The organism is Lactobacillus sp. A27 (assembly GCF_016742815.1).
GTDB classification, from domain to species: domain Bacteria; phylum Bacillota; class Bacilli; order Lactobacillales; family Lactobacillaceae; genus Lactobacillus; species Lactobacillus gallinarum.
This window is the reverse complement of sequence record NZ_JAEHNT010000035.1, coordinates 16,809-37,696: the sequence shown is the minus strand read 5'-3', so window position 1 is coordinate 37,696 and position 20,888 is coordinate 16,809. Positions and strand designations below refer to the sequence as shown.

Annotated in this window: 14 protein-coding genes and 3 pseudogenes; 4 read left to right on the top strand and 13 right to left on the bottom strand. The window is 36.0% G+C overall.

Translation table 11 applies throughout. The features are described 5' to 3' along the window. Nucleotides 1–40: 40 nt before the first annotated feature. Nucleotides 41–3,148, bottom strand: coding sequence for a DNA polymerase III subunit alpha (locus JEM49_RS05725; RefSeq protein ID WP_201874064.1), 3,108 nt, complete (start codon nucleotides 3,146–3,148; stop codon nucleotides 41–43). Between the two features lie 116 nt (nucleotides 3,149–3,264). Between JEM49_RS05725 and JEM49_RS05720 the strand changes: the two genes are divergently transcribed. Then, nucleotides 3,265–3,483 carry a YjzD family protein gene (locus tag JEM49_RS05720; RefSeq protein WP_201874062.1) on the top strand — a complete coding sequence of 73 codons (219 nt, stop codon included), beginning with the start codon at nucleotides 3,265–3,267 and terminating at the stop codon, nucleotides 3,481–3,483. 57 nt (nucleotides 3,484–3,540) lie between these two features. Here JEM49_RS05720 and JEM49_RS05715 read toward each other — a convergent pair whose 3' ends face one another. The 8 genes from JEM49_RS05715 to uvrC form a co-directional block, all read right to left on the bottom strand. Beyond that, nucleotides 3,541–5,097, bottom strand: a complete 1,557-nt coding sequence (locus tag JEM49_RS05715; RefSeq protein ID WP_201874058.1) for a bifunctional metallophosphatase/5'-nucleotidase — start codon at nucleotides 5,095–5,097, stop codon at nucleotides 3,541–3,543. A 59-nt stretch (nucleotides 5,098–5,156) separates the two neighbouring features. Then, the gene (rpmF, locus tag JEM49_RS05710; RefSeq protein ID WP_003547064.1) at nucleotides 5,157–5,345 is read right to left on the bottom strand and encodes a 50S ribosomal protein L32; all 189 of its coding nucleotides are present in this window, start codon (nucleotides 5,343–5,345) and stop codon (nucleotides 5,157–5,159) included. A gap of 101 nt (nucleotides 5,346–5,446) precedes the next feature. Continuing rightward, a complete protein-coding gene (locus tag JEM49_RS05705; RefSeq protein WP_025005826.1) occupies nucleotides 5,447–5,698 on the bottom strand; it encodes a lipopolysaccharide assembly protein LapA domain-containing protein in 252 nt (83 codons plus the stop codon). 6 nt (nucleotides 5,699–5,704) lie between these two features. Then, nucleotides 5,705–6,499, bottom strand: a complete 795-nt coding sequence (locus JEM49_RS05700) for an SDR family NAD(P)-dependent oxidoreductase (RefSeq protein WP_025005825.1) — start codon at nucleotides 6,497–6,499, stop codon at nucleotides 5,705–5,707. After that, entirely contained in the window at nucleotides 6,496–7,434 is a 939-nt protein-coding gene (gene rnz, locus JEM49_RS05695; RefSeq protein ID WP_201874050.1) for a ribonuclease Z, read from the bottom strand. The genes JEM49_RS05700 and rnz overlap by 4 nt, the downstream gene beginning before the upstream one ends. Before the next feature lie 18 nt (nucleotides 7,435–7,452). Then, a complete protein-coding gene (locus JEM49_RS05690) occupies nucleotides 7,453–9,381 on the bottom strand; it encodes an acyltransferase family protein (RefSeq protein WP_025005823.1) in 1,929 nt (642 codons plus the stop codon). A gap of 14 nt (nucleotides 9,382–9,395) precedes the next feature. Further along, a complete protein-coding gene (gene obgE, locus JEM49_RS05685; protein WP_025005822.1) occupies nucleotides 9,396–10,700 on the bottom strand; it encodes a GTPase ObgE in 1,305 nt (434 codons plus the stop codon). A 78-nt stretch (nucleotides 10,701–10,778) separates the two neighbouring features. Then, complete coding sequence (uvrC, locus tag JEM49_RS05680) at nucleotides 10,779–12,581, bottom strand: excinuclease ABC subunit UvrC (RefSeq protein ID WP_025005821.1); 1,803 nt, start codon at nucleotides 12,579–12,581, stop codon at nucleotides 10,779–10,781. A gap of 145 nt (nucleotides 12,582–12,726) precedes the next feature. On the opposite strand from uvrC, the gene JEM49_RS05675 reads away from it, so the two are divergent. After that, nucleotides 12,727–13,338 (top strand): DedA family protein, encoded by a 612-nt coding sequence (locus JEM49_RS05675; protein WP_025005820.1) that lies wholly within the window; start codon nucleotides 12,727–12,729, stop codon nucleotides 13,336–13,338. Nucleotides 13,339–13,438: 100 nt separating this feature from the next. After that, nucleotides 13,439–14,824: an APC family permease gene (locus tag JEM49_RS05670; protein ID WP_056945430.1), complete on the top strand. Its 1,386-nt coding sequence runs from the start codon at nucleotides 13,439–13,441 to the stop codon at nucleotides 14,822–14,824. Nucleotides 14,825–14,887: 63 nt separating this feature from the next. Here JEM49_RS05670 and JEM49_RS05665 read toward each other — a convergent pair. The 4 genes and pseudogenes from JEM49_RS05665 to coaBC all read right to left on the bottom strand — a co-directional run. After that, a pseudogene (locus JEM49_RS05665) lies at nucleotides 14,888–15,778 on the bottom strand (NAD(P)-dependent oxidoreductase); the annotation flags it as partial. A gap of 66 nt (nucleotides 15,779–15,844) precedes the next feature. Further along, nucleotides 15,845–16,657 carry a sugar-phosphatase gene (gene yidA / locus JEM49_RS05660; RefSeq protein WP_201874048.1) on the bottom strand — a complete coding sequence of 271 codons (813 nt, stop codon included), beginning with the start codon at nucleotides 16,655–16,657 and terminating at the stop codon, nucleotides 15,845–15,847. A 44-nt stretch (nucleotides 16,658–16,701) separates the two neighbouring features. After that, a pseudogene (locus tag JEM49_RS05655) lies at nucleotides 16,702–17,540 on the bottom strand (aldo/keto reductase). A gap of 476 nt (nucleotides 17,541–18,016) precedes the next feature. Next, a pseudogene (gene coaBC, locus JEM49_RS05650) lies at nucleotides 18,017–19,213 on the bottom strand (bifunctional phosphopantothenoylcysteine decarboxylase/phosphopantothenate--cysteine ligase CoaBC). Between the two features lie 446 nt (nucleotides 19,214–19,659). Between coaBC and JEM49_RS05645 the strand changes: the two are divergent. Continuing rightward, complete coding sequence (locus JEM49_RS05645) at nucleotides 19,660–20,844, top strand: aminotransferase class I/II-fold pyridoxal phosphate-dependent enzyme (protein WP_025005817.1); 1,185 nt, start codon at nucleotides 19,660–19,662, stop codon at nucleotides 20,842–20,844. Nucleotides 20,845–20,888: the final 44 nt, after the last annotated feature.

Here is a 20,888-nt window from a genome sequence, read left to right as displayed (position 1 = left end):
CTTACATGTATGGCAAGAAATAAATTCCTCTTGTCTAAAATTATTCTTTAAAATTTACTTTTCGCAAATTGGTAAGTAAATATTGCTTTTTATTTTGATCAAAACGGTCTCCTTGTACACGTAATCCCAATAAATAAATATCTCCTACCTTTAACTCTGTGCCAAATTTTTCATAAATGCGGGGAAAAATCACAACCTCTTGCTCTCCAGAAGTATCAGCAAAGCTAGCAAAAGCCATATTCTTACCGTTTTTAGTTCTAATTTGTTTAAATCGGATCAATTTACCAACTCCAACTCCCGATTCATTTAATTGGAATTGATTGAGCGGCCTACTATTGAATTTTTGAGCAAATTTTTGAACAGCAATTAATGGTGACGTAGTTGTGGCAAAACCTAAAACTTTTTCTTCCATTTCAACTTTTTCTGCACTCGTTGGCTCTTCTGCTGGCTTAAGCGGAGCATCCCCCAATATCTCAGATAAAGAAATATTTTGGCCTGTCAATTGCACATTAGCAATTATTTCATCGCAATTAATCAGCAATTCGTTACGATTCCTTTCAAGCTGATCAAAGGCTCCGGCCATGATCAAGGCTTTAATAGCATCAACCTGCAAAAACTTAGGATCTATTCGGCGAAGAAAATCATTTAATGATTTATACGGCGTGGTGTTATCGGCAATCTCTTTAGCAAAATCAACCCGCAAGCCTTTAATAGCCTTTAACCCTACTAAAATCTTTTTGTCTTTCAAGGTATATTCAAGGCTGCTGTAATTAATGTCAGGGGGCAGAATTTTAATATTAGCTTCCTGTGCCTGCATAATATAATCCTGAGCTTTAGCTCCAGCTGCTGAATTTAGCATTGCCGTATAAAACGCAGCAGGATAATGGACTTTTAAGTAAGCTAGCCAGTAAGCAATCTTAGTATAAGCAACAGCATGTGAACGATTAAAACCATAATTGGCAAATTGCTCTATATATTGATATACCCGTTCAGCTACGGCCTTGGTATGACCTTGTTTAATTGTTCCAGCAATAAACTTACCTTTTTCCTGTTCAATTACATCTTGCTTTTTCTTAGACATGGCCCGCCGCAAAATATCAGCCTCGCCTAAAGAAAAGCCAGCTAAAATTTGCGCTGTTTGCATTACCTGTTCTTGATAAACCAAGATGCCATATGTTGGCTGCAATATTTTTTTTAAACTAGGATCAGGATATCTAACTGCTTCTTGCCCATTTTTTCTTCTGACAAAGGCATCAATATTTTGCATAGGACCCGGACGATATAAAGCATTCACCGCTACTAAGTCTTCAAAATTATCGGGATGCAATTTGCGCAAAACCTGGCGAATTCCTCCAGATTCAAATTGAAAGACTGCATCCGTTTTTCCTTGTTGAAATAGCTGCAAAGTTTGCGCATCATTTAAAGGAATTTGATTAGGATCGATCTTTATTCCTTGCTGGCGAATCAAATTCAAAATATTGCCTAGCACAGTTAGATTACGCAACCCTAAGAAATCGATCTTAAGGAGACCCAAAGATTCAACGTATTTTTTAGTCTGTTGCGTAACCGGTATCCCTAACGGACCCGCTTGCAATCCTGAAATTCCTGCGATTGAATTATCGCTAATCACTAATCCTGCAGCATGAATAGAGTAATGGCGCGGCAATCCTTCTAGACCTAAAGCTGTTTTAAAGAGCAATTTGTTTTCGGGTGTAGCATCGACTAATAAACGCAACTCCCTTGACTGTTGATATGCATCTTTTAACGTAATCTTGCCCTTTGAATATGGAATCGCATCTGCCCATTTCTTAATTTCGACCATTGTTAAGCCAAATGCTCGGCCTACATCACGCAATGCTTGCTTTGCTGCTAGCGTACCAAATGTCAAAATCTGTGCCGCATGATCCATGCCATATTTTTGATACATATACTTAATTACAGTATCTCTTTGAACATCAGGAATATCCAAATCAATATCCGGCATTTCATGACGAGCTGGATTCAAAAAACGTTCAAACAGCAAGTTGTATTCAATTGGATCAACTTCGGTAATTCGTAATGAATAAGAAACTAACGAACCACATGCTGAACCCCGTCCTGGTCCAGTCGTAATTTGAACACGATGACAATAATTAATCACGTCCCATACAATCAAAAAGTAGTCATCAAACCCCATTTGATTAATGACGCGCAGTTCATAATTCAACCGTTTTTGATATTCTGCTGGAATTTTATTTTGACCAAAGCGTTGCTGTAAGCCAGTTTGAGCCAAGTAATGCAAATATTCTTCTGAAGTTGCAAACCTTTTTTGGTGATATTTGGGTAAAACAGGCTTCTGAAAAACAACTTCTGCATTGCATTTTTCAGCAACTTGCCATGTATTATTCACTGCATCATCCAGATCAAATTCATGGTATCGCTGAAGCAATTGCTCTGCTTCAACTAAGTAATGTGATCCTTCTTGCTTAGCTAAAGGCAGCACATCCTGAATTTTATTTCCTGTAGCAATAGCATGCAAAGTTTTTTGTAAAAATTGATCATGTGGATTTAAGTATTCGCTATCTTCAGTTGCAAGTAAGGGTAAATCAAATTGCTTGCTTAAACTGCGCACATAATCAATATAATTCTGCATACTTTGATTAGCATACACGCCTAAATAAAGATCAGGCGTTAATTCTTTCAAATCTCGAATTAAATCACTACCTAATTGCTTATTTGTCTCAAATAAGTACAATAATTCGCTTTTAGTATTTGCAGGCACAACGAGCAATAAATCAGTCAAATACTTGCTTAAATCTCTTAGAGTTAAGACATTATTATTTTGTCCATTTTCAGTTAGTAGATTAATCGCACTCGATAAACGCAATAAGTTATGGTACCCCGCATTTGTTTTAGCAAACGCAAGCAAGTCATATTTCTGCGTACTATCAACTAAACCATTTAAACGCAGCTGCATCCCTAAAAGTGGCTTAATTCCCGCTTTTTTAGCCAATTCATAAAAATTGACCAAGCCATATGTTACGTTTACATCAGCTAATCCTACTGCCTGATAGCCTCGTTTCTTGGCCATTTCGATTAAATCTGGAACTTTTGTAGGACTATCTAGCAAAGTAAACGAACTTAGGTTTTGAAGTGTTGCTACTTGCATAAAATAACCACCTTTCACTGCAGAAATTTATCAAATTAAGTATAACAAATTGCATTAATCTCGTTTGAAATTGCGCCTTATTTTTGATAAAATTCTATCCGAAAGAAGGAATCAATATGGGTCGATATCTAGTCACAATTGTATGGAGCATAATCTACATGTTTGTTGTAGGCTTTATTGCTGGTCCTTTAACTCAAAGTGCCTCATTCAACGCTAACGATGTCAAAACTTGCTTGGTCGTTGGCCTTATCTTCGGCATTCTTTTCTCAGCAATTATTGCAACTATTACTGCTCATTCACACAAAGACAACAGTAAATACAGTAAGTTAAAATAATTATTTTAAAATTAAAACACGTGAGAATTTCAAAGTTCTCACGTGTTTTTTGTCTTCTTAATAGAATTTATAGTTTTTCTTGGTGTCTACTTGTACATCGCCATGAGTTAAGTATTCGCTAAACATTTGAACATAATCTTTATCAAGTGTCATTTCGATTTTGTCCATACTGTATTCAGGATAGAATCCACCACCCATTGCACGATAATTATTGACAGCTAAATGATAAATCTTATCGTCTTCAATTGGCTTGTCATGCAAAGTAAGCTTAGTCAGACGTTCACCCTCTGGCTTAGATAAATCAGCTTCATATTCAACTGGATAAAAGACATCAAAATGATAAAGCATTGGCTTAGGTTTAATCCAGCGATCGATGAAGCCAATCTTGCCATCTTTGTCTTTCTTCAAAAAGCCAGCGCTATGTTCAATAATATGACGCAATTCTTTACCAGTCAGTTTAACGCGACAAAGTTGGTTAGCATATGGATAGTTTAACAAAACATCACGCATAGTAACTGTCTCATTAAAACCTTTAGCATTTTCACTCATAACAGCAGTGGCAGAGACATCGGCTTTTGTAAACCATAATTGCATTTGTTGAATCAAGTTGATGAATGGTGCCCCCTCAATGCGGCCTTTCATGGCATTTTCAATCCGTGCAGGCTTATTTAAGTGAGCTATAGGCTTGTCTAACCATTCTTGAGTTCTCTTGTCTAAATCGGCACTTTTCTCGACTACAGCAGGATCTGGATCATAGTCCTTAGTATCAATCAACTTAGTAGTCATATTGGTAATTTTCTTAGTGTTATCATCAACATCTACAATTACTTCCGCAACTGCTTCTCCGCGATAACCTGGTTGAACAATTGCAGTATTTTTAGTAACTACATTCAAACGACGGTGTTGGTGACCAGTTAAAAAGACATCTACTTCAGGAATTTCAGTTAAAATCTTATAGCCTTCATTTTCACCACGATGTGGCTCAGTAGCTTCGCCAGTTTCTGGATCACTTTCAAATCCACCGTGGTACATTACAGCTAAAATATCTACTTGTGGCCGTAAAATTTTGGCATAATGCTTAATCTTTTCATATGCGGATGCAAATTCTAGACCAGCCACATTTTCTTTAGGTTCCCAATGAGGAATATATTGAGTGGTAATACCTAAAATACCAATCTTTAAGCCGTTTCTCTTAATGATGATATATTCACGACCAAAAAACGGCACCTTAGTTTCAGCATCTAAAACATTGTCATTAATAATTGGAGCCTTATTATTATCAACGTAATAGCTTAAATAATCTAATCCAAAATTAAAATCATGATTACCCAAACAACGTGCATCATACCCTACTGCATTATATGCTTCAGTAAATTTGCGTAAATCACTATAATCACCAGTAGAATGAGCATATGAAGCAAGTGGAGAACCTTGAAGGCAATCACCAGCATCAGTGACAACAACATTATTATCACCATACTTTTTCTTTTCAGCTTTAATCACTGAACTAACTCTGCTTAAACTAAAAGGTGCATTATAATCAGTTTTATTTTGATAATCTGTTGGCAGTAAAAAGCCATGAGTATCACTAGAGTGTAAAAATACTAATTTCATCTTTCTGTTTCCTTTTCTTAGGCATAAAAAAAGACACCATCATTCCAGGTGCCTTTTAATTAGTTATTGCCGTTATCGTTGTTATTTACAACTTGACGACCCTTGTAATAACCCTTTGGTGAAACACGGTGGCTTAAGCGGTATTCACCAGTAGTTGCATCATAGTGCATTGCTGGAACACTCAACTTAATATGACCACGACGTGAACGTTTCTTTTGTTTAGAAGTATGTCTTGCAGGAACTGCCATTTAATTGATCTCCTTTATTGTAGTCTTAAGCTTCAGGATTAATTAACCCTGAATTACTCACGTGATTCAATCATACTATTCAATTAAGAATAAATCAAGATCTATTCTTGGTTCTTCTTGTTTTTATTTAAAATTGAACCGAAATATTGCTTATCTTTCTCTTTTTTATCACGGCCGAAAAACCAAGCAATAATCATCCCAATAATTACCATCACTACCAAAATAACGATTAATGGCAATCTAACTTTAAAAAAGCCAAAATTAATTGCTACTGGTGCGGTATTTAGAACGACGAAAATTACCGCAATTAAAGCGATAATTGAGCCTATAATTAGATTCTTCTCTTTTTCCATTTCCAATTACTTTCTAGAAGCAAATTTTAAAGAAAGCTTATCACCAAGTGCTGGGAATAAGTTGTAAAGTTTTGCCAATACAGCCAAGCTTAATGGCAAATTAAGTTCACGCTTATCGCTGCCAAAGAAATGGACAACTTGCCAAGCTACATCATCTGGATCAAGCATAAACTCTTGTACATTTTCCACATAGTTGCCTGTCTTATCAGCAATGTTAAAGAAGTTAGTGTAAACAGGACCTGGGTTAACTGTCATCACTTTAACACCGAATGGCTTAAGTTCTAGACGCAGTACATTTGAGAATTGAATAACTGCAGCCTTAGAAGCGCTGTAAGCAGCTGACTTAGTAGTTGGAACTTTACCAGTAATTGAACCGAAGTTAATGATTTGACCGGTCTCTTGTTCCATCATGACGCGACCGACCAATCTAGTGAAGTACATCAAACCTAAAACATTTACTTGGAATATGTTGGTTACATCTTGCATCTTTTGTTCCATAAATTCTTCGAACTTACCAAAGCCTGCACAGTTAACTAAGAAATCAATATGCTTAACTTGCTTGGTGATTTCATCAAAAGCCTTTTCAATATCATCAGGCTTGCCCATATCTGTCGGGAAAACGTAAGCTTCTGCACCAGATAATTCTCTAGCTTCTGCCGCAATTTCGTCCAGACGTTCTTTTCTTCTAGCAATCAAAATGACGGTAGCACCGCGGCCAGCACTTTCAAGAACAATTGAACGACCAATACCGCTTGAAGCACCAGTAACAATAACAACTTTATTTCTTAATGAATCTTTCATTCTTCTGAACCTTTCATTGGAATATTAACTTGATCAAAATCATTAACTAATATTGTATTCGGGAAAACCTTCTTAGCTTGACTCTCAAGTTTTTTGGCCTTGCTACCCATATAACGAGCAGAAATATGACTCAAGCATAGCTTCTTAACATTTTCCTCTTTAGCAATTTTAGCTGCTTGAACAGAAGTTGAATGGTAATAACTATGAGCCAGCTTAGCTTCATTCCCGGCAAAAGTTGACTCATGAATTAAAACATCAGCATCCTTTGCCAAACGAGCAATACTTGGTGTAGACCGAGTATCGTAAATAATGGTGACAATTCTACCTGGCTTTTCAGCACCTAAAAAGTCCTTGCCATTTAGCACCGTTCCATCAGCTAAAGTAACTTGCTCACCTCGTTTTAATTTACCCAGAAGTGGGCCGTTAGGAATATTATACTTTGCTAGTTTATCAATTAAAAGTTCACCAGGGTGAGAATCTTCCACTACTCTAAATCCAAAACTAGGTATTCTGTGATCTAATCGATCAGTATAAACACGAAATCCCTTATCCTGACAAATTAAACCTGGTTTAGATAATTCCACAAATTTAATTGGATACGATACTTTAGTTCTTGATACTTTCAATGAAATTTTAACAAATTGTTCAATACCAGCAGGACCATAAATAGTTAATGGACCTACATCCCCTTGAAACGATCGAGTTGAAAGAAGTCCTGGTAAGCCAAAAATATGATCACCATGATTATGCGAAATAAAAATTTTCGTAACTTTTCTTAATCTAATATTTGTTCTCAAAATTTGATGTTGAGTAGCCTCTCCAACATCAAATAGCCAAATTTCATTTAATTCATCTAATAACTTAAGCGCGACACTTGAAACATTACGCTGTTTAGACGGCTGTCCTGCTCCAGTGCCCAAAAATTGTAATTCCATGAAAATCCTATTCTAAACTTAAAACTTTGAATGCTTAATAATTGTCTTAGTGATAAAGGTACTGTAATATTTAGAACCCTTAATATTCGGATGAGTATGGTCATCATAAAACCATTTAGGATGATTCTTTGAATATGAATACCAGTCAATGACTATAAGATTATGATATCGTTTTGCACCTTGCTTTAGCAAATCATTTACTGGTCTTTGCCAATCACGAGTTGGTACATGAACATTGATCCAAAATACTTTTCGTTTAGGTCCAACTTCTTGCATAATCCTATTTAAATCATCCATTGAAAATGGGCCATTCGTACCTAAGCCAATCAGCACGTTGTCGGCTAAGACACCCTGTCTCTTATAACTATCTAACAAACCAAAGGCCACATTTAATTGACGAGATACTGCGGCGTCAATCAAAGCTTTAGGCATTAGCTGCTTAAGATCATTGCTTGATCCTGCCATGACGGAATCCCCGATCGCAGTTACCTGAATTTTTTGTGCTAATTCCAAATCAAGTTGAGAAATACCATATTTAACATATGATTGATTAACTGGATTACTTTTTGCTTTCTCAGCCGCTTCTTTTATAATTTTTGATTCATTTTCTTTTTGTTTTTTCTGCTTTTTCTGCTTTTTTAACTTTTCAATTAATTTAGCATTATCTGACTTTTGTTTTTTAGCGTTACGATTTATTCTTTGCGCTAACTGACTTTTATTAAAATCTTCTGCTTTAACATGAAGAGAAATCGCAATAGCAATGCTGCCAAATATTATCACAAATGCGGCTAATACGGCTTGACCTTTCTTCACATAATTTCTAGCTTGCATATCGAAAACATGAGCAAAATATTGTTTGGTCTTCTTCCAAGTAATCTTACTCATTGGCCGCTCGATTAAACGGTATGTTATTTCACTAATAGTTAAAATTAAAATCAATTCAATGATTCGATACATGACGGGATGATCGCCCAGGTTATTAATTTTAGATTCAAAGAAAATCATTACTGGGAATTGATAAAGATAAATGCCATAACTTCTTGAACCGATCCAATCAAAAAGCTTATTAGTCATAATTTGATTCCAATGACTGCTTGGATGTGCAATTACTCCAGCAAAAATGCACACAATCAATGAAAATAGCAGCATCCCACCACAATATGCAAATGCTTGTTGTGGATTCATCGCCTTAGCAAAATACATTACCAAAAGCAAAATAAAGGAAACAAGACCTACTAAGTCTAATATGATTCTATCTTGCTTTGGCACTTCTGGATTTAACACCTCTACCGGCCAAATAACAGCTAAAGCGGCTCCCAATCCTAATGAGAAAAATCGAGTATCTGTTCCGTAATAAATTCGATTAATGTCAGTTTTAGTTAAATATAATATTGCCATTTCTAATGCTGACAAAAAAGATAGCGCTAATAAGAAGTAAAAAATTCGTTTCTTCTTTTTAACTAATTTGACTAACAAAAAGATGACTAACGGCCATATTATATAAAATTGTCCTTCGATGGACATCGTCCACAAGTTCGTAAACGGCGATTCATTATTGGCAAAACGTTCAAAATAGCTTTGACCATTATTTATTTGCCAAAAATTAAAGACATTTAGCAAATTAGCAAAAACAATTTGATTTAGTTTAGCTAATAAATTCCTTTGAAAAAGAAAAATATATGTTGCGCTTATCCATAATACTGCAATTAATTGCGGATAAAGTCTCTTAATTCTATTCAAATAAAAATGGCGATTGTTATAAGAACCAGTTTGATCATATGAATTAAGCATATGATCGGTCACTAAATAGCCTGACAAAACGAAAAAAATCGGCACTCCTAGATACCCGCCGATAAAAGAATTAGGATCAAAGTGATAAAGTATTACTCCTATAACTGCTAATGTTCTAAGTCCAGAATATCCTGTAATAAACCGATTTCTTCTCATATTCATTTCTACCCTTATTGTACGAATTCAAAGACAAATTTGCCGATGGCGACATCGTCACCATTAACTGCTCCCTTTTCACGCAATGCATCATCAACGCCTAATCTCTTAAGACGTCTTGCTAAGCGCATAATTCCGTCTTGGTGATCCAAGTTAGTCATTTGAACTAATCTTTCTAACTGTTCGCCCTTAACAACAAATTCGTGTTCTCCAACTTTTTCAATAGTAAATTCATTCTTTTGTGGTGCCTGATACTTGTATTCCTTGGTCTTTTGTACAACCTTAGGCTCTTCTTCTGCACGCTCTTTTTCTACTTCTTCAACAAGCGTTGCAGTATCATTCATAAGCTTATTGACACCTTTATGAGTTACACTGGAAATTTCATAAACAGGTTCATTGTTTTCCTCTTCTTTTAACGCCTTCTTAAATGCGGCAAGCTTTTCTTCCGCACCAGGAATATCCATTTGAGAGGCAACAATTAGTTCTCGTTTTTTGGATAAATCTGTTTCGTAATTTTTCAGCTCGTTTTTGATGGTGTGATAGTCTTCAATTGCTTCACGACCATTATTAGGGTCCATTGACACTAAGTGCAAAATTACCTTAGTTCTTTCAACGTGACGCAAAAATTGAATACCAAGTCCTACGCCTTGGCTAGCTCCTTCAATTAAACCTGGCAAATCGGCCATTGAAAAGTCACGACCATCTGGTAGAATTACCATTCCCAAGTTAGGAGTTAAAGTAGTAAATTGGTAGGCTGCAATCTTTGGCTTAGCCTTAGTGGTTACTGACAATAAAGTAGATTTACCCACTGATGGGAATCCTACTAAACCAACATCAGCCAAGAGCTTTAACTCAAGACGTAAAACTCTGTCTTCACCAGGTTCACCATTTTCTGCAATTTCAGGAGCGGTATTTACACTCGTAGCAAAGTGAATATTACCACGGCCACCGCGGCCGCCTTTTGCTACTACTAACTCTTGGCCCTTTTCAACTAGGTCGCCAATTAATTCACCAGTATTAAAATCATAAACGGTTGTCCCCACAGGTACCTTCAAGTAGAGGTCCTTAGCTGCACGACCATATTGGGATTTTATTCGACCATTTTCACCACTATCGGCTTTAAACTTGCGTCGGTAACGGAAATCCATTAAAGTACGCAAACCACTATCTGCAACAAAAATAATGCTGCCGCCGCGGCCGCCATCACCGCCTGCTGGTCCGCCATTTGGAACATATTTTTCATGGCGGAAAGCCACCATGCCATCGCCGCCTTTTCCGGCTTGGACTTCAATTTTAGTCTGATCAACAAATGTAGGCATGTTTATCTCTTCCTTCCGTCTCAATCTAACTTTTATACTATACCACACAAATACGCTCAACAGCGCGAATTCTGGGTTTTACAACATTAATTTTACAGTTTGTGCTTGGGGTAATGTCAACCCTGCTGCACGCAAATCATCCACTGATGCTTCTTTAATTTTCTTCAAGGAACCAAACTTGCGCAATAACTTATTCCGGCTCTTGGGTCCAATTCCCTTAATTGAATCTAACCGGCTAGATAAAGCATTTTTAGCATGTCTTCTACGGTGAAAAGTGATGGCAAAACGGTGAACTTCATCCTGAATTCGAGTCATTAAATAAAAGCCTTCAGATTTTGGATTCAACGGTATTAGTTTTAATGGCACGCCGTTAATCGGATCACCAAACAGCAAATGGTTAGTCCGATGTTTGTCATCCTTTACCATACCCGCTACCGGAATATTTAAATTAAGCTCATTACGCAAAACATCCTCACAAGCATCAACCTGAATTTGACCACCGTCCATCAAAATCAAATCTGGCATCTTCTTATGTTCGCGCAATAAACGACCATATCGACGGCGAACAACTTCACGGGTATTGCGAACTTCATCGCCTCCGTTTTGATGTTCAACTTCGCCTTTTAACTTATATTTACGGTAAGCCGTTTTATCAGGTTCTCCATCTTTGAATACTACTAAAGCAGAAACTGGATCTGCTCCTTGAATGTGCGAGTGGTCAAAACTTTCAATAATGTGGCCATATGGCAAGCCTAGTGCATCGAAGATTTCTTTTTGGGCACCTTTGGTCTTACGGTTGCCTAGTTCTAATAATCTAAACTTATCGTCTAACTTCAACTTAGCATTGTCTTTAGCCATATCAAGCAAGGACTTCTTTTGACCACGCTGAGGAGTTCTAACCGGTACTGTTAAAACCTCTGCTAAAGTAGCATTATCAAATCCTGCTGGAATCAATACTTCTTTAGGAAGAACACGGTTTTTTTGACCATAAAATTGCACAATAAAAGAAGTAAAGGCGTCTTCTGGATCAGTGGTGTCAGTCAATGGAAACATGCGCGTCTCACGCCGCAATAATTTGGCCTGACGCAAGAAGAAAATCTGAATAGAAATCCATGATTTATCAACATAATAGTTAAAAATATCACGTTGAGTATTATCATTAGAAATAATTTTCTGCTTTTCAACAGTTTCTTCAATATATTTTAACTGATCACGTATCTCCGCAGCTCTTTCAAATTCAAGCTGTTCAGAAGCCTGCTCCATTTTTTGAGTTAAATCTTGCTTAACTGCACCGATATCTCCATTCAAAAAACGTTTGATCTTTTTAATCTGCTCATCGTACTCCTTTTGAGGAACCTTTTTAAAGCAAGCACCTAAGCATTGCCCCATATGATAATAAAGACATGGGCGTCCTTGATAACCATGACAGCGTCTTAATGGAAAAACTTTTTGAATAAACTTCAAGGTAGCCTGTGCAGCATAGACATTGGGATAAGGCCCAAAATAGTAGCCACCATCTTTACGTACAATACTTGTTAAACGTGTCTGAGGATCATGTTCCCGTGTAATTTCAATATACGGATAGCCTGTCCCTTGCTTTAATTGCACATTGTAATATGGTTGGTATTTCTTGATTAAAGTAATTTCTAATAAAAAGGCTTCTTTGTCTGTAGAAACAGTAATGATGTCATAATCTCTAATTTCACGAACAAGTTCTGCCCTTCGTCCTACTTGTTTGCTTTTAAAATAAGAACGTACTCTATTTTTTAGATTTTTAGATTTGCCAACATAAATAACCGTACCATTAATATCTTTCATCAAATAACAGCCCGGTTTCTCTGGCAAAAGTTTTAATTTATTTTCAATTAATTGTGTTGCCATTATTCTCATCCTAACAAAAATTCGTATGTAATAGTGTACCACAGCTTTTTTAAGAAGATATTAACTTTGCTCACAAGCCATAGCTATTTATATCAAAATTTGCTAAATTAAATGTACATTGATATAGAAATATAGAGGATACATGATGACTAATTTTGTTTTTGACTTAATCAACCAATTTGGCTACATGGCCATCAGTTTTCTAATTGCTATCGAAAACGTTTTTCCGCCAATTCCTTCCGAAGTAATTCTTTCTTTCGCTGGCTTTGCTACACACCACTCACAAATGACAGTTGTGGGAACAATTATTGCCTCTACTATTGGTGCAGTACTTGGAGCCTTAATTTTATACGGTGTTGGTTGGTTCCTAAATGAAGAACGTTTAGAACGCATCATAGATCACAAAGCGTTCAAAATGCTTGGCTTTAAAAGAGGAGATGTACAAAAGGCCATTAATTGGTTTGATAAGTATGGCACAGGCGCTATTTTCTACGGACGCTGCATCCCTGTCGTACGAAGCTTAATCTCTATTCCAGCAGGAACCGCAAAAGTAAAAATGTCTAAGTTCTTAATTTACACTACCTTAGGAAGCCTAGTCTGGAATACAATTTTAGTAGCTTTAGGTTCATACATGGGAGAAAAATGGCAAGTTATTGTTACTATCTTTGAAGAATACTCTTTAATCATTGCCGGCTTAAGTGTGGTCACAATGATCTGCTTTTCATTCAAGTGGTACAAACAAAAAATTAAGAATTAACACAAAAAGTCCTATTTATTGCAAAATAGGGCTTTTTATTCTTCAAAAAATTAAAAATATAATGTAAAATTAATCTAACTTTATTTTAAGGGATGATGTAATGAGATTTAATATTTTCAGAAAACAAAGCATTCAAAATTATCTAGGTAAAGATATTAAATTTGCCAAGACAATGAATGCAGTAGACTTAATGTCCCTCGGGGTAGGTGCTGTAATTGGTACTGGGATTTTCATCTTACCAGGAACAGTAGCCGCTACCCTAGCCGGGCCAGGTGTAAGTTTATCATTCGTAGTAGCTGCTATAGTTTGTGCGCTTGCAGGGATGTGTTACGCCGAATTTGCTTCAGCTATTCCAGTTGCTGGTAGTGCCTATTCATACGGGAATATTGTGTACGGTGAATTTGCCGGCTGGATTATCGGTTGGGCTTTAATTCTTGAATACATGCTCTCTGTAGCTACAGTAGCCGCTGGTTGGTCCTCTTATTTCAGCTCTTTTATTAGTCCATTCGGCCTCAAAATTCCCCATGCCGTTTCAGGGCCAATGGATCTAAGTCATGGTGTTTATTTTGACCTAGTGTCCGTTTTAATCATTCTCTTGATCAGTATTTTGCTTTCTCGAGGAATGAAAAATTCAATTAAGATCAATATCGTAGCAGTATTTATCAAAATTGCTATTATCTTAATTTTCATCTTTGCCGGCTTACACTTTATTAAACCAGCAAATTATCATCCATTTTTGCCATATCATTTTTCAGGCGTAATCAAGGGAGCAACCACGGTTTTCTTTGCCTTTCTTGGATTCGATGTAGTTTCTTCTTCCGCTGCCGAAGTTAAAAATCCTAAGAAAAACATGCCACTAGGAATTATTGGTACTTTAGCAATTGCGGCTCTGCTATACTTTGGCGTATCAATTGTCTTAACAGGAATGGTTAACTATACCAAATTAAACGTTTCTAACCCTGTTGCTTTTGCTTTACAATACGTTCACCAAAATTGGGTGGCAGAATTGCTGTCATTTGGGGCAATGCTCGGAATGGCTACTATGATGTTGACTATGATTTATTCAAGTTCTCGTTTAATTTATGCCATGGCTAGAGATGGCCTGCTTCCAACTACTTTCAGCAAGTTAGACAAAAAACACAATTCTCCTCAAAACGCATTAGTAGTAGTAACTATTATTATTGCTCTTGGTGCAGCATTCTTCTCAGTAGATCAATTAGCTAACTTGGTTAACTTCGGTACTCTTTTTGCCTTTACGTTAGTATCTTTCGGTATTTTAAAACTAAGAAAAAGAACAGATATTACCAACGATGGCTTCAAAGTTCCAGGTTATCCATACTTACCTATTATTTCTAGTTTAATCTGTATCTTTATGATTTGTCATTTAAGTTCTGAAGTATATCTAATGGCTGTCATTTGGCTAGTAATTGGAACTGTTATTTACTTTGTCTACGGCTACCATCACAGCCAACTCGATCACGACTAACATACCCAAAATTATGTAAAATAAAAACAGCAATTTCAAAATTGCTGTTTTTTTATATTGTCTTTAATTAATTTGATTGATGGCTTTGCCATCCTTAAAGAAGGATAAAACATTATTGGCTGCTTCTTTAGATAAATTAAATCTAGCAACATGAGTAGCTGAACCAACATGTGGAGTCATAATTACATTGTCCATCTCCACTAATTCTTGTCTAGGATGTGGCTCATTTTCAAAGACATCTAATGCTGCACCAGCAATTTCATCATTCTTTAAAGCAGAAATCAAAGCGTCACTATCAACTAAAGAACCGCGAGCTATATTGATTAAAAATGCAGTGTCCTTCATTTGTTTAAACACATCGGCATTAATAATGTGGTAAGTTTCATCGGTTGCAGGAGCATGTAAACTTAAGAAATCAGCATTCTTAATTAATTCATCAAAGTCAACATACTTAGCATCAAGTTCTGCTTCAATTTTTTCATCAAGTTGATGACGATTATGATAGATAACCTTCATCCCCAATGCCTTAGCAAAACGAGCAACTTGCTGACCGATTCTACCCATGCCTAAAATTCCCAAGGTTTTGCCTTCGATTGAATAGCCTTGATTATCATATTCATCAGCATTTAAAAATACGCCTTCACGTAAAGTATGATCATAGTAACGAATTCGACGTGCAGAAGCTAAAATCATTGTTAGAGCTAATTCAGCAGTTGGACGCAGAACACTTTCAGGACAATTTGAAACTACAATTTCGTTTTCCTTTGCATATTCCGTATCTACATGATCAAAGCCAACACCATATGTTGAAATTATTTTTAAATTCTTGGCTGCGTCGATCATTTGCTTATCAAAAATCATCTTAGCAACAATTACACCATCATATTCGGCGATATGATCTAAAACCCATTGGCGATCATCATCTGGACGATGACCTACAAGTCCAATAGTTATATCACATACTTCTTTTAAGTATTCTTTTCTTAAGTCAAGATACTACTAATTTGTTTAAATTAACATCTATTTTGCAAATTTATTAATTGCAAGAACTACGCCATCATGATCACAATCAGCGGTTACTGCATCGGCATGCTCTTTAGTATAATCAACTGCATTGCCCATTGCCACTCCGACACCAGCATATTCTAGCATGGGTGCATCATTTGCCTGATCACCTAAAGCCATAACATTTTGGGGAGCGATTTTCAAATAATCGCACAGTCTTCTTAGTCCAGTCCCCTTATCAACTCCGGCTGCAGTCGCTTCATAATAAAATGGCTCAGTTTTAGAAAAAACTACCCGATCCTTCATCTTTTGAAATAATGGACTCGTAATTTTACTATCTAAGTAATCTGGATCATCAATATACATACATTTAATAATTGGAATGTGGCGCATCTCTTCTTGAGTTCGATAAGACACTTCTAATTTAACTACACGCGAATTATAAATTGTATAATGTCCTAAATCTCGATTAGCTGTGTAAATTCGATCTAGGCTTACGCTGTGAAAATGCAAGTTCAATTTACGTGCAATTGCTTCAAGATCAATATAATCATCATATTTCAAGCCTTGTTTGAAAATAACCTGACCATTGGTTGATTCAACTACTGCCCCATTAAAACTGACCACATACTCATTATCTTGCTTATTTAAGCCTAGTTCATCTAAATACCGCTGTGCACCAGATAGAGGACGACCTGTACAAATAACTATTTGTTTACCTTCATCTCTAGCAGCCAAAACGGTTTTTTTAACTGCTGGCGTTATTTCTTTTTTAGAATTAACTAAGGTCCCATCAATATCGATTGCTATTAATTTTATTTCGTTCATTTTTCTTTCTTAAAATAAATAAGTATCGCTTATCGCGATACTTATTAAACAGCTACATTTTGGTCATTCTCCTTGAGCTTGACCAATTTTTTCATATCCTCATCACTAATTTGAAAATTGATATTCAAATTTTCTTTCATTTCCGCAACATTATCGCTCTTTGGCAATACAATGCATCCAAGCTGTAAATCAAAGGCTAACATTAATTGAGCCGGACTTACATTATATTTCTTTGCATATTTATTTATTTTCGGATCTTTAAGTAATCGTCCATGTGCTAATGGTGAATAAGCTTCAATTTTAATATCCAAATCATTGCAATATTTCATCAAATCCATTGGTACCTTATTAATATGGACCTCAATTTGATTAACTACAGGCTTTATCGTGCCATTATTGACAATGTTTGCCACGTCTTCTTGCAAAAAATTAGATACGCCAATTGATCTAACCTTACCTGCTTTTACAGCTTCCTCCATTGCACGCCAATTTTCTAGATTTCCTTCAAAATAGCGGTCGTTGGTTCGATTTACTTCAATCCAAGGTTTTGCGGTGAATGAATAAGCAATAAATCAATATACTTCAAGCCAAAACGGTCTAAGGCTTCGTCTATCGCTTCCTTAGTACCTTCATAGTCTTTAACCGCAGTTGGCAACTTAGTTGTTAAAAATATATCACTACGTTCAATATCGGAGTTCCAAATACCTTTACCGACTCCCCTTTCATTGCCGTAGTCCTTGGCAGTATCAAAGGCACGGTAGCCAACATCAATTGCCTGGCGTACTGTTTTTCTAACATCATCATTATTGATTAACCAAGTTCCCAATTGAATTTGAGGAATTTCTACTCCGTTATTAAGCGTCAAAGTCTTTCCAAATTTCACACTTTCACACCTCTATACCTTTGTTTTAGATGTCTCTACTTTTCAAAAATCAATACATGAATAGCTTTTTACTTCCATGCTATATTTAGCATACATCAAAGTATAATCAAATCCTATACATATATTTATTTTTTCGTATGGGTTTCAACATCTTTTTCTTCAGCTTAAGCATTGATATAAAGCAACTATTATAGCTTTATTATTTGCTTAGCTAAAGTATATATAATATACAAATATAGTTATAAAAAAAGAAAGGGCTGATTTACGTTTCATCAACTCTTTCTCTTCAGTCTCTTAATTCCCACAACTTATAATACTATTTTTAAATATTAAAACAACCTAGTAAATTAAGATGTTATTTTTGAAATGTTATTTTTACCAGCTAAAAATCAGATATTTAAAGTGTTTACACATAATTTAATGTGTTATTTTACAAAGGCGTTACATTATTCTTCAAAATAATGTGTATATGAATATTATTTGAGTTTATCGGCGATCTTTTTTACTAAACCCTTCGCAATTGCCTGCTTAGACATCAATGGTCATTTATCTATCCTTGTATTGTTTTGCTCTAAAATAACGATTTGATCTTGATCATTACCAAAAACATTCTTCGAAACATCATTGGCTACAATCATATCTGCACCCTTACTCATTAATTTCTTTTGTGCGTTTTTAAGTAAATCATTCGTTTCCGCTGCAAAGCCAACTACTACTTGATTTGCCTCTTTATGACGCGCGACTTCACGCAAAATATCCTTAGTTTTTACTAGAGTTAAAGATAAAGTATTTTGCTCAGGATCTTTCTTTAATTTATGGTCGGCCACCTTTGCCATTCGCCAATCTGCTACCGCTGCAGCCATAACCAAAGCATCTCCCTGCTCAAATTCTCTCTTCACTGCAGTTAACATATCTTCACTACTTGCTGCATGAATCAATTCAATATTGCCTGCCTTAGGTAGTTCAACTGAAACATTGCCATAAATCAACTTTACTTGTGCACCAGCATCTGCTGCTTCTTGGGCTATAGCAATCCCCATTTTTCCACTTGAACGATTGCCAATAAAACGAACTGGATCGATTGCCTCTTGTGTTCCACCAGCTGTTACTATGACTGTTTTATTTTTCAGGATCTTATTTTGATTCAAGATATTCTCTACCCAAGCTGTAATTTCTTCAGGTTCAGGCATTCTGCCTTTAGCAACATAACCTTCAGCAAGCATCCCTGTGGCTGGTTCCATTACATGAACGCCATCTCTTTTTAAAAGTGATACATTGCGCTTGGTTGCAGGATTATTCCACATTTGATCATTCATAGCAGGCACAACTAATTTAGGTGCTTTTGTCGCCAAAATAGTTGTACTAGCTGCATCATCTGCAATTCCATTAGCCATTTTACTGATAAAGTTTGCTGTTGCAGGGACAACCAAAGCTAATTGACTCCAACGCGCTAAGTGCACATGAGGGATGCTAGCCTCATTTTCTTTTTCCCATAAATCATCTAAAACCGGATATTTTGTTAAAGCTGCCAAAGTATTAGTCGTTACAAAATGCTCTGCATTTTTGGTCATCACTACCCAAACATCATGCCCTTGTTTTTCTAAATTACGAACGACTTGAACAGCTTTATAAGCCGCAATTCCGCCTGTTAAATAAACTGTTATTCGTGTCATTTCTTTTGTTCCTCTTCTAAAATCATTCGTTTTCATTTTATCTCATTCCAGAAAATAGTAGAATAATTTATAGGGGTTAGATTTTGGAGGATAAAATAAAAAAGTGAGATTCATAGCAAAGATAATAGTTTCTTGTCTATTATTGATTACCCTTTCATCCTGTAGTTTTAATAAACAAGCAACTTCATATCCCAAAGTTAAAACAATTAAAGTAGTTGACGAACCGATTTTTCTTAAAAAGCCTCAAATTAGCAAAATGATTCCTTATTCACCATTAAGATTAAAAGATTTATCTACCAAAAAAACGATCCATATTAATCCAAACCAAATTTTGGAGCATTCAAAGAAATGACTAGGTTCATTTCTTTTTTAATTTGCATATAAAAAGGTTGTCATATATAAATTGGTCCTATAAAATTTAAGTAATACAGAAAGGAACTTCATATATGCCAAATTTATCTAATGATTTAAATTCAATTATTAACAAAAGACTTAATAATTTATCTGCTTCAAAAATTCGGGCATTTGATCAAAAGGTTTCAGGTATCCCTAGTATTATCAAATTAACTATCGGTGAGCCTGACCTTGCTACGCCTGAACATGTTAAGCAAGCGGCCATCGCTGATATTCAAGCTGATGATTCGCACTATGCTCCTCAAGCCGGAAAGCCGGAACTTCTTGACGCCATCAGCAACTATCTTGACCGTTCAATCGGTGTTCATTATGATCCAAAAAGCGAAATTTGCGTTACTGTCGGAGCTACTGGTGCTTTAAACGATGTATTTATGACCTTGTTAAATCCTGGTGATAAGATTTTAGTACCTACTCCTGTATGGGCATTATATTTCCAATTAATTAAGATGACTGGTGCAATCCCTGTTCAGATTGATACTAAGAAAGATGGCTTTATTTTAACCCCCGAACATTTGCGTCATGTTTTAGAGGGTCGTGGTAAAGGCGCAAAAGCAATCATCTTAACTGATCCATCTAATCCAACCGGCCGTGTTTACCCAGCAGAGACATTGAAGGCTTTAGCTGAAGTTATTAAAGAATATAAGATCTTCTCTGTCACTGATGAAATCTACGCTGAATTAGTTTACGGCAATGCAGAACACCATTCACTTTCAGAATATATTCCTGAGCACAACATCCTTATTTCAGGTTTATCTAAGGCATATGCAATGACTGGTTGGCGTTTAGGTTATATTGCTGGTCCAAAGCAAATCATGCAAAGCATTCGCAAAATCAATGCCTTTTTAGTAACCTCAGTAACAGACAATGTTCAAATGGCTGCTGTAGAAGCTTTAAATAATGGCCAAGATAATCCAATTCAATCACGCAAGATTTATGAAAGTCGCTTGCAATTTATGCAAACTGGTTTGGAGAAGTTAGGCTTTGAAATGGCCACTCCACAGGGTGCATTTTACATCTTTGCCAAGATTCCTGAAAAATATGGTACTGATGATGAAACCTTTGCATATGAATTAGCTCAAAAAGCAAAAGTTGGTGTTACCCCTGGCCGTTACTTTGGTAAAGGTGGCGAGGGATACGTTCGACTTTCCTACGCTTCATCAACTGAGCAATTACAAGAAAGTCTTCGTCGAATTACTGACTTTGTTAATAACTTATAAATCCATACTAAAAAAGAGCGATCCAACGATCGCTCTTTTTTATT

Coding starts and splice junctions, on each gene's coding strand:
- JEM49_RS05670 (WP_056945430.1), top strand. CDS start 13,439: ATGAGATTTAATATTTTCAGAAAACAAAGCATTCAAAATTATCTAGGT.
- obgE (WP_025005822.1), bottom strand. CDS start 10,700: ATGCCTACATTTGTTGATCAGACTAAAATTGAAGTCCAAGCCGGAAAA.
- JEM49_RS05700 (WP_025005825.1), bottom strand. CDS start 6,499: ATGAAAGATTCATTAAGAAATAAAGTTGTTATTGTTACTGGTGCTTCA.
- rpmF (WP_003547064.1), bottom strand. CDS start 5,345: ATGGCAGTTCCTGCAAGACATACTTCTAAACAAAAGAAACGTTCACGT.
- JEM49_RS05645 (WP_025005817.1), top strand. CDS start 19,660: ATGCCAAATTTATCTAATGATTTAAATTCAATTATTAACAAAAGACTT.
- JEM49_RS05715 (WP_201874058.1), bottom strand. CDS start 5,097: ATGAAATTAGTATTTTTACACTCTAGTGATACTCATGGCTTTTTACTG.
- JEM49_RS05725 (WP_201874064.1), bottom strand. CDS start 3,148: ATGCAAGTAGCAACACTTCAAAACCTAAGTTCGTTTACTTTGCTAGAT.
- yidA (WP_201874048.1), bottom strand. CDS start 16,657: ATGAACGAAATAAAATTAATAGCAATCGATATTGATGGGACCTTAGTT.
- JEM49_RS05705 (WP_025005826.1), bottom strand. CDS start 5,698: ATGGAAAAAGAGAAGAATCTAATTATAGGCTCAATTATCGCTTTAATT.
- JEM49_RS05720 (WP_201874062.1), top strand. CDS start 3,265: ATGGGTCGATATCTAGTCACAATTGTATGGAGCATAATCTACATGTTT.
- uvrC (WP_025005821.1), bottom strand. CDS start 12,581: ATGGCAACACAATTAATTGAAAATAAATTAAAACTTTTGCCAGAGAAA.
- rnz (WP_201874050.1), bottom strand. CDS start 7,434: ATGGAATTACAATTTTTGGGCACTGGAGCAGGACAGCCGTCTAAACAG.
- JEM49_RS05690 (WP_025005823.1), bottom strand. CDS start 9,381: ATGAGAAGAAATCGGTTTATTACAGGATATTCTGGACTTAGAACATTA.
- JEM49_RS05675 (WP_025005820.1), top strand. CDS start 12,727: ATGACTAATTTTGTTTTTGACTTAATCAACCAATTTGGCTACATGGCC.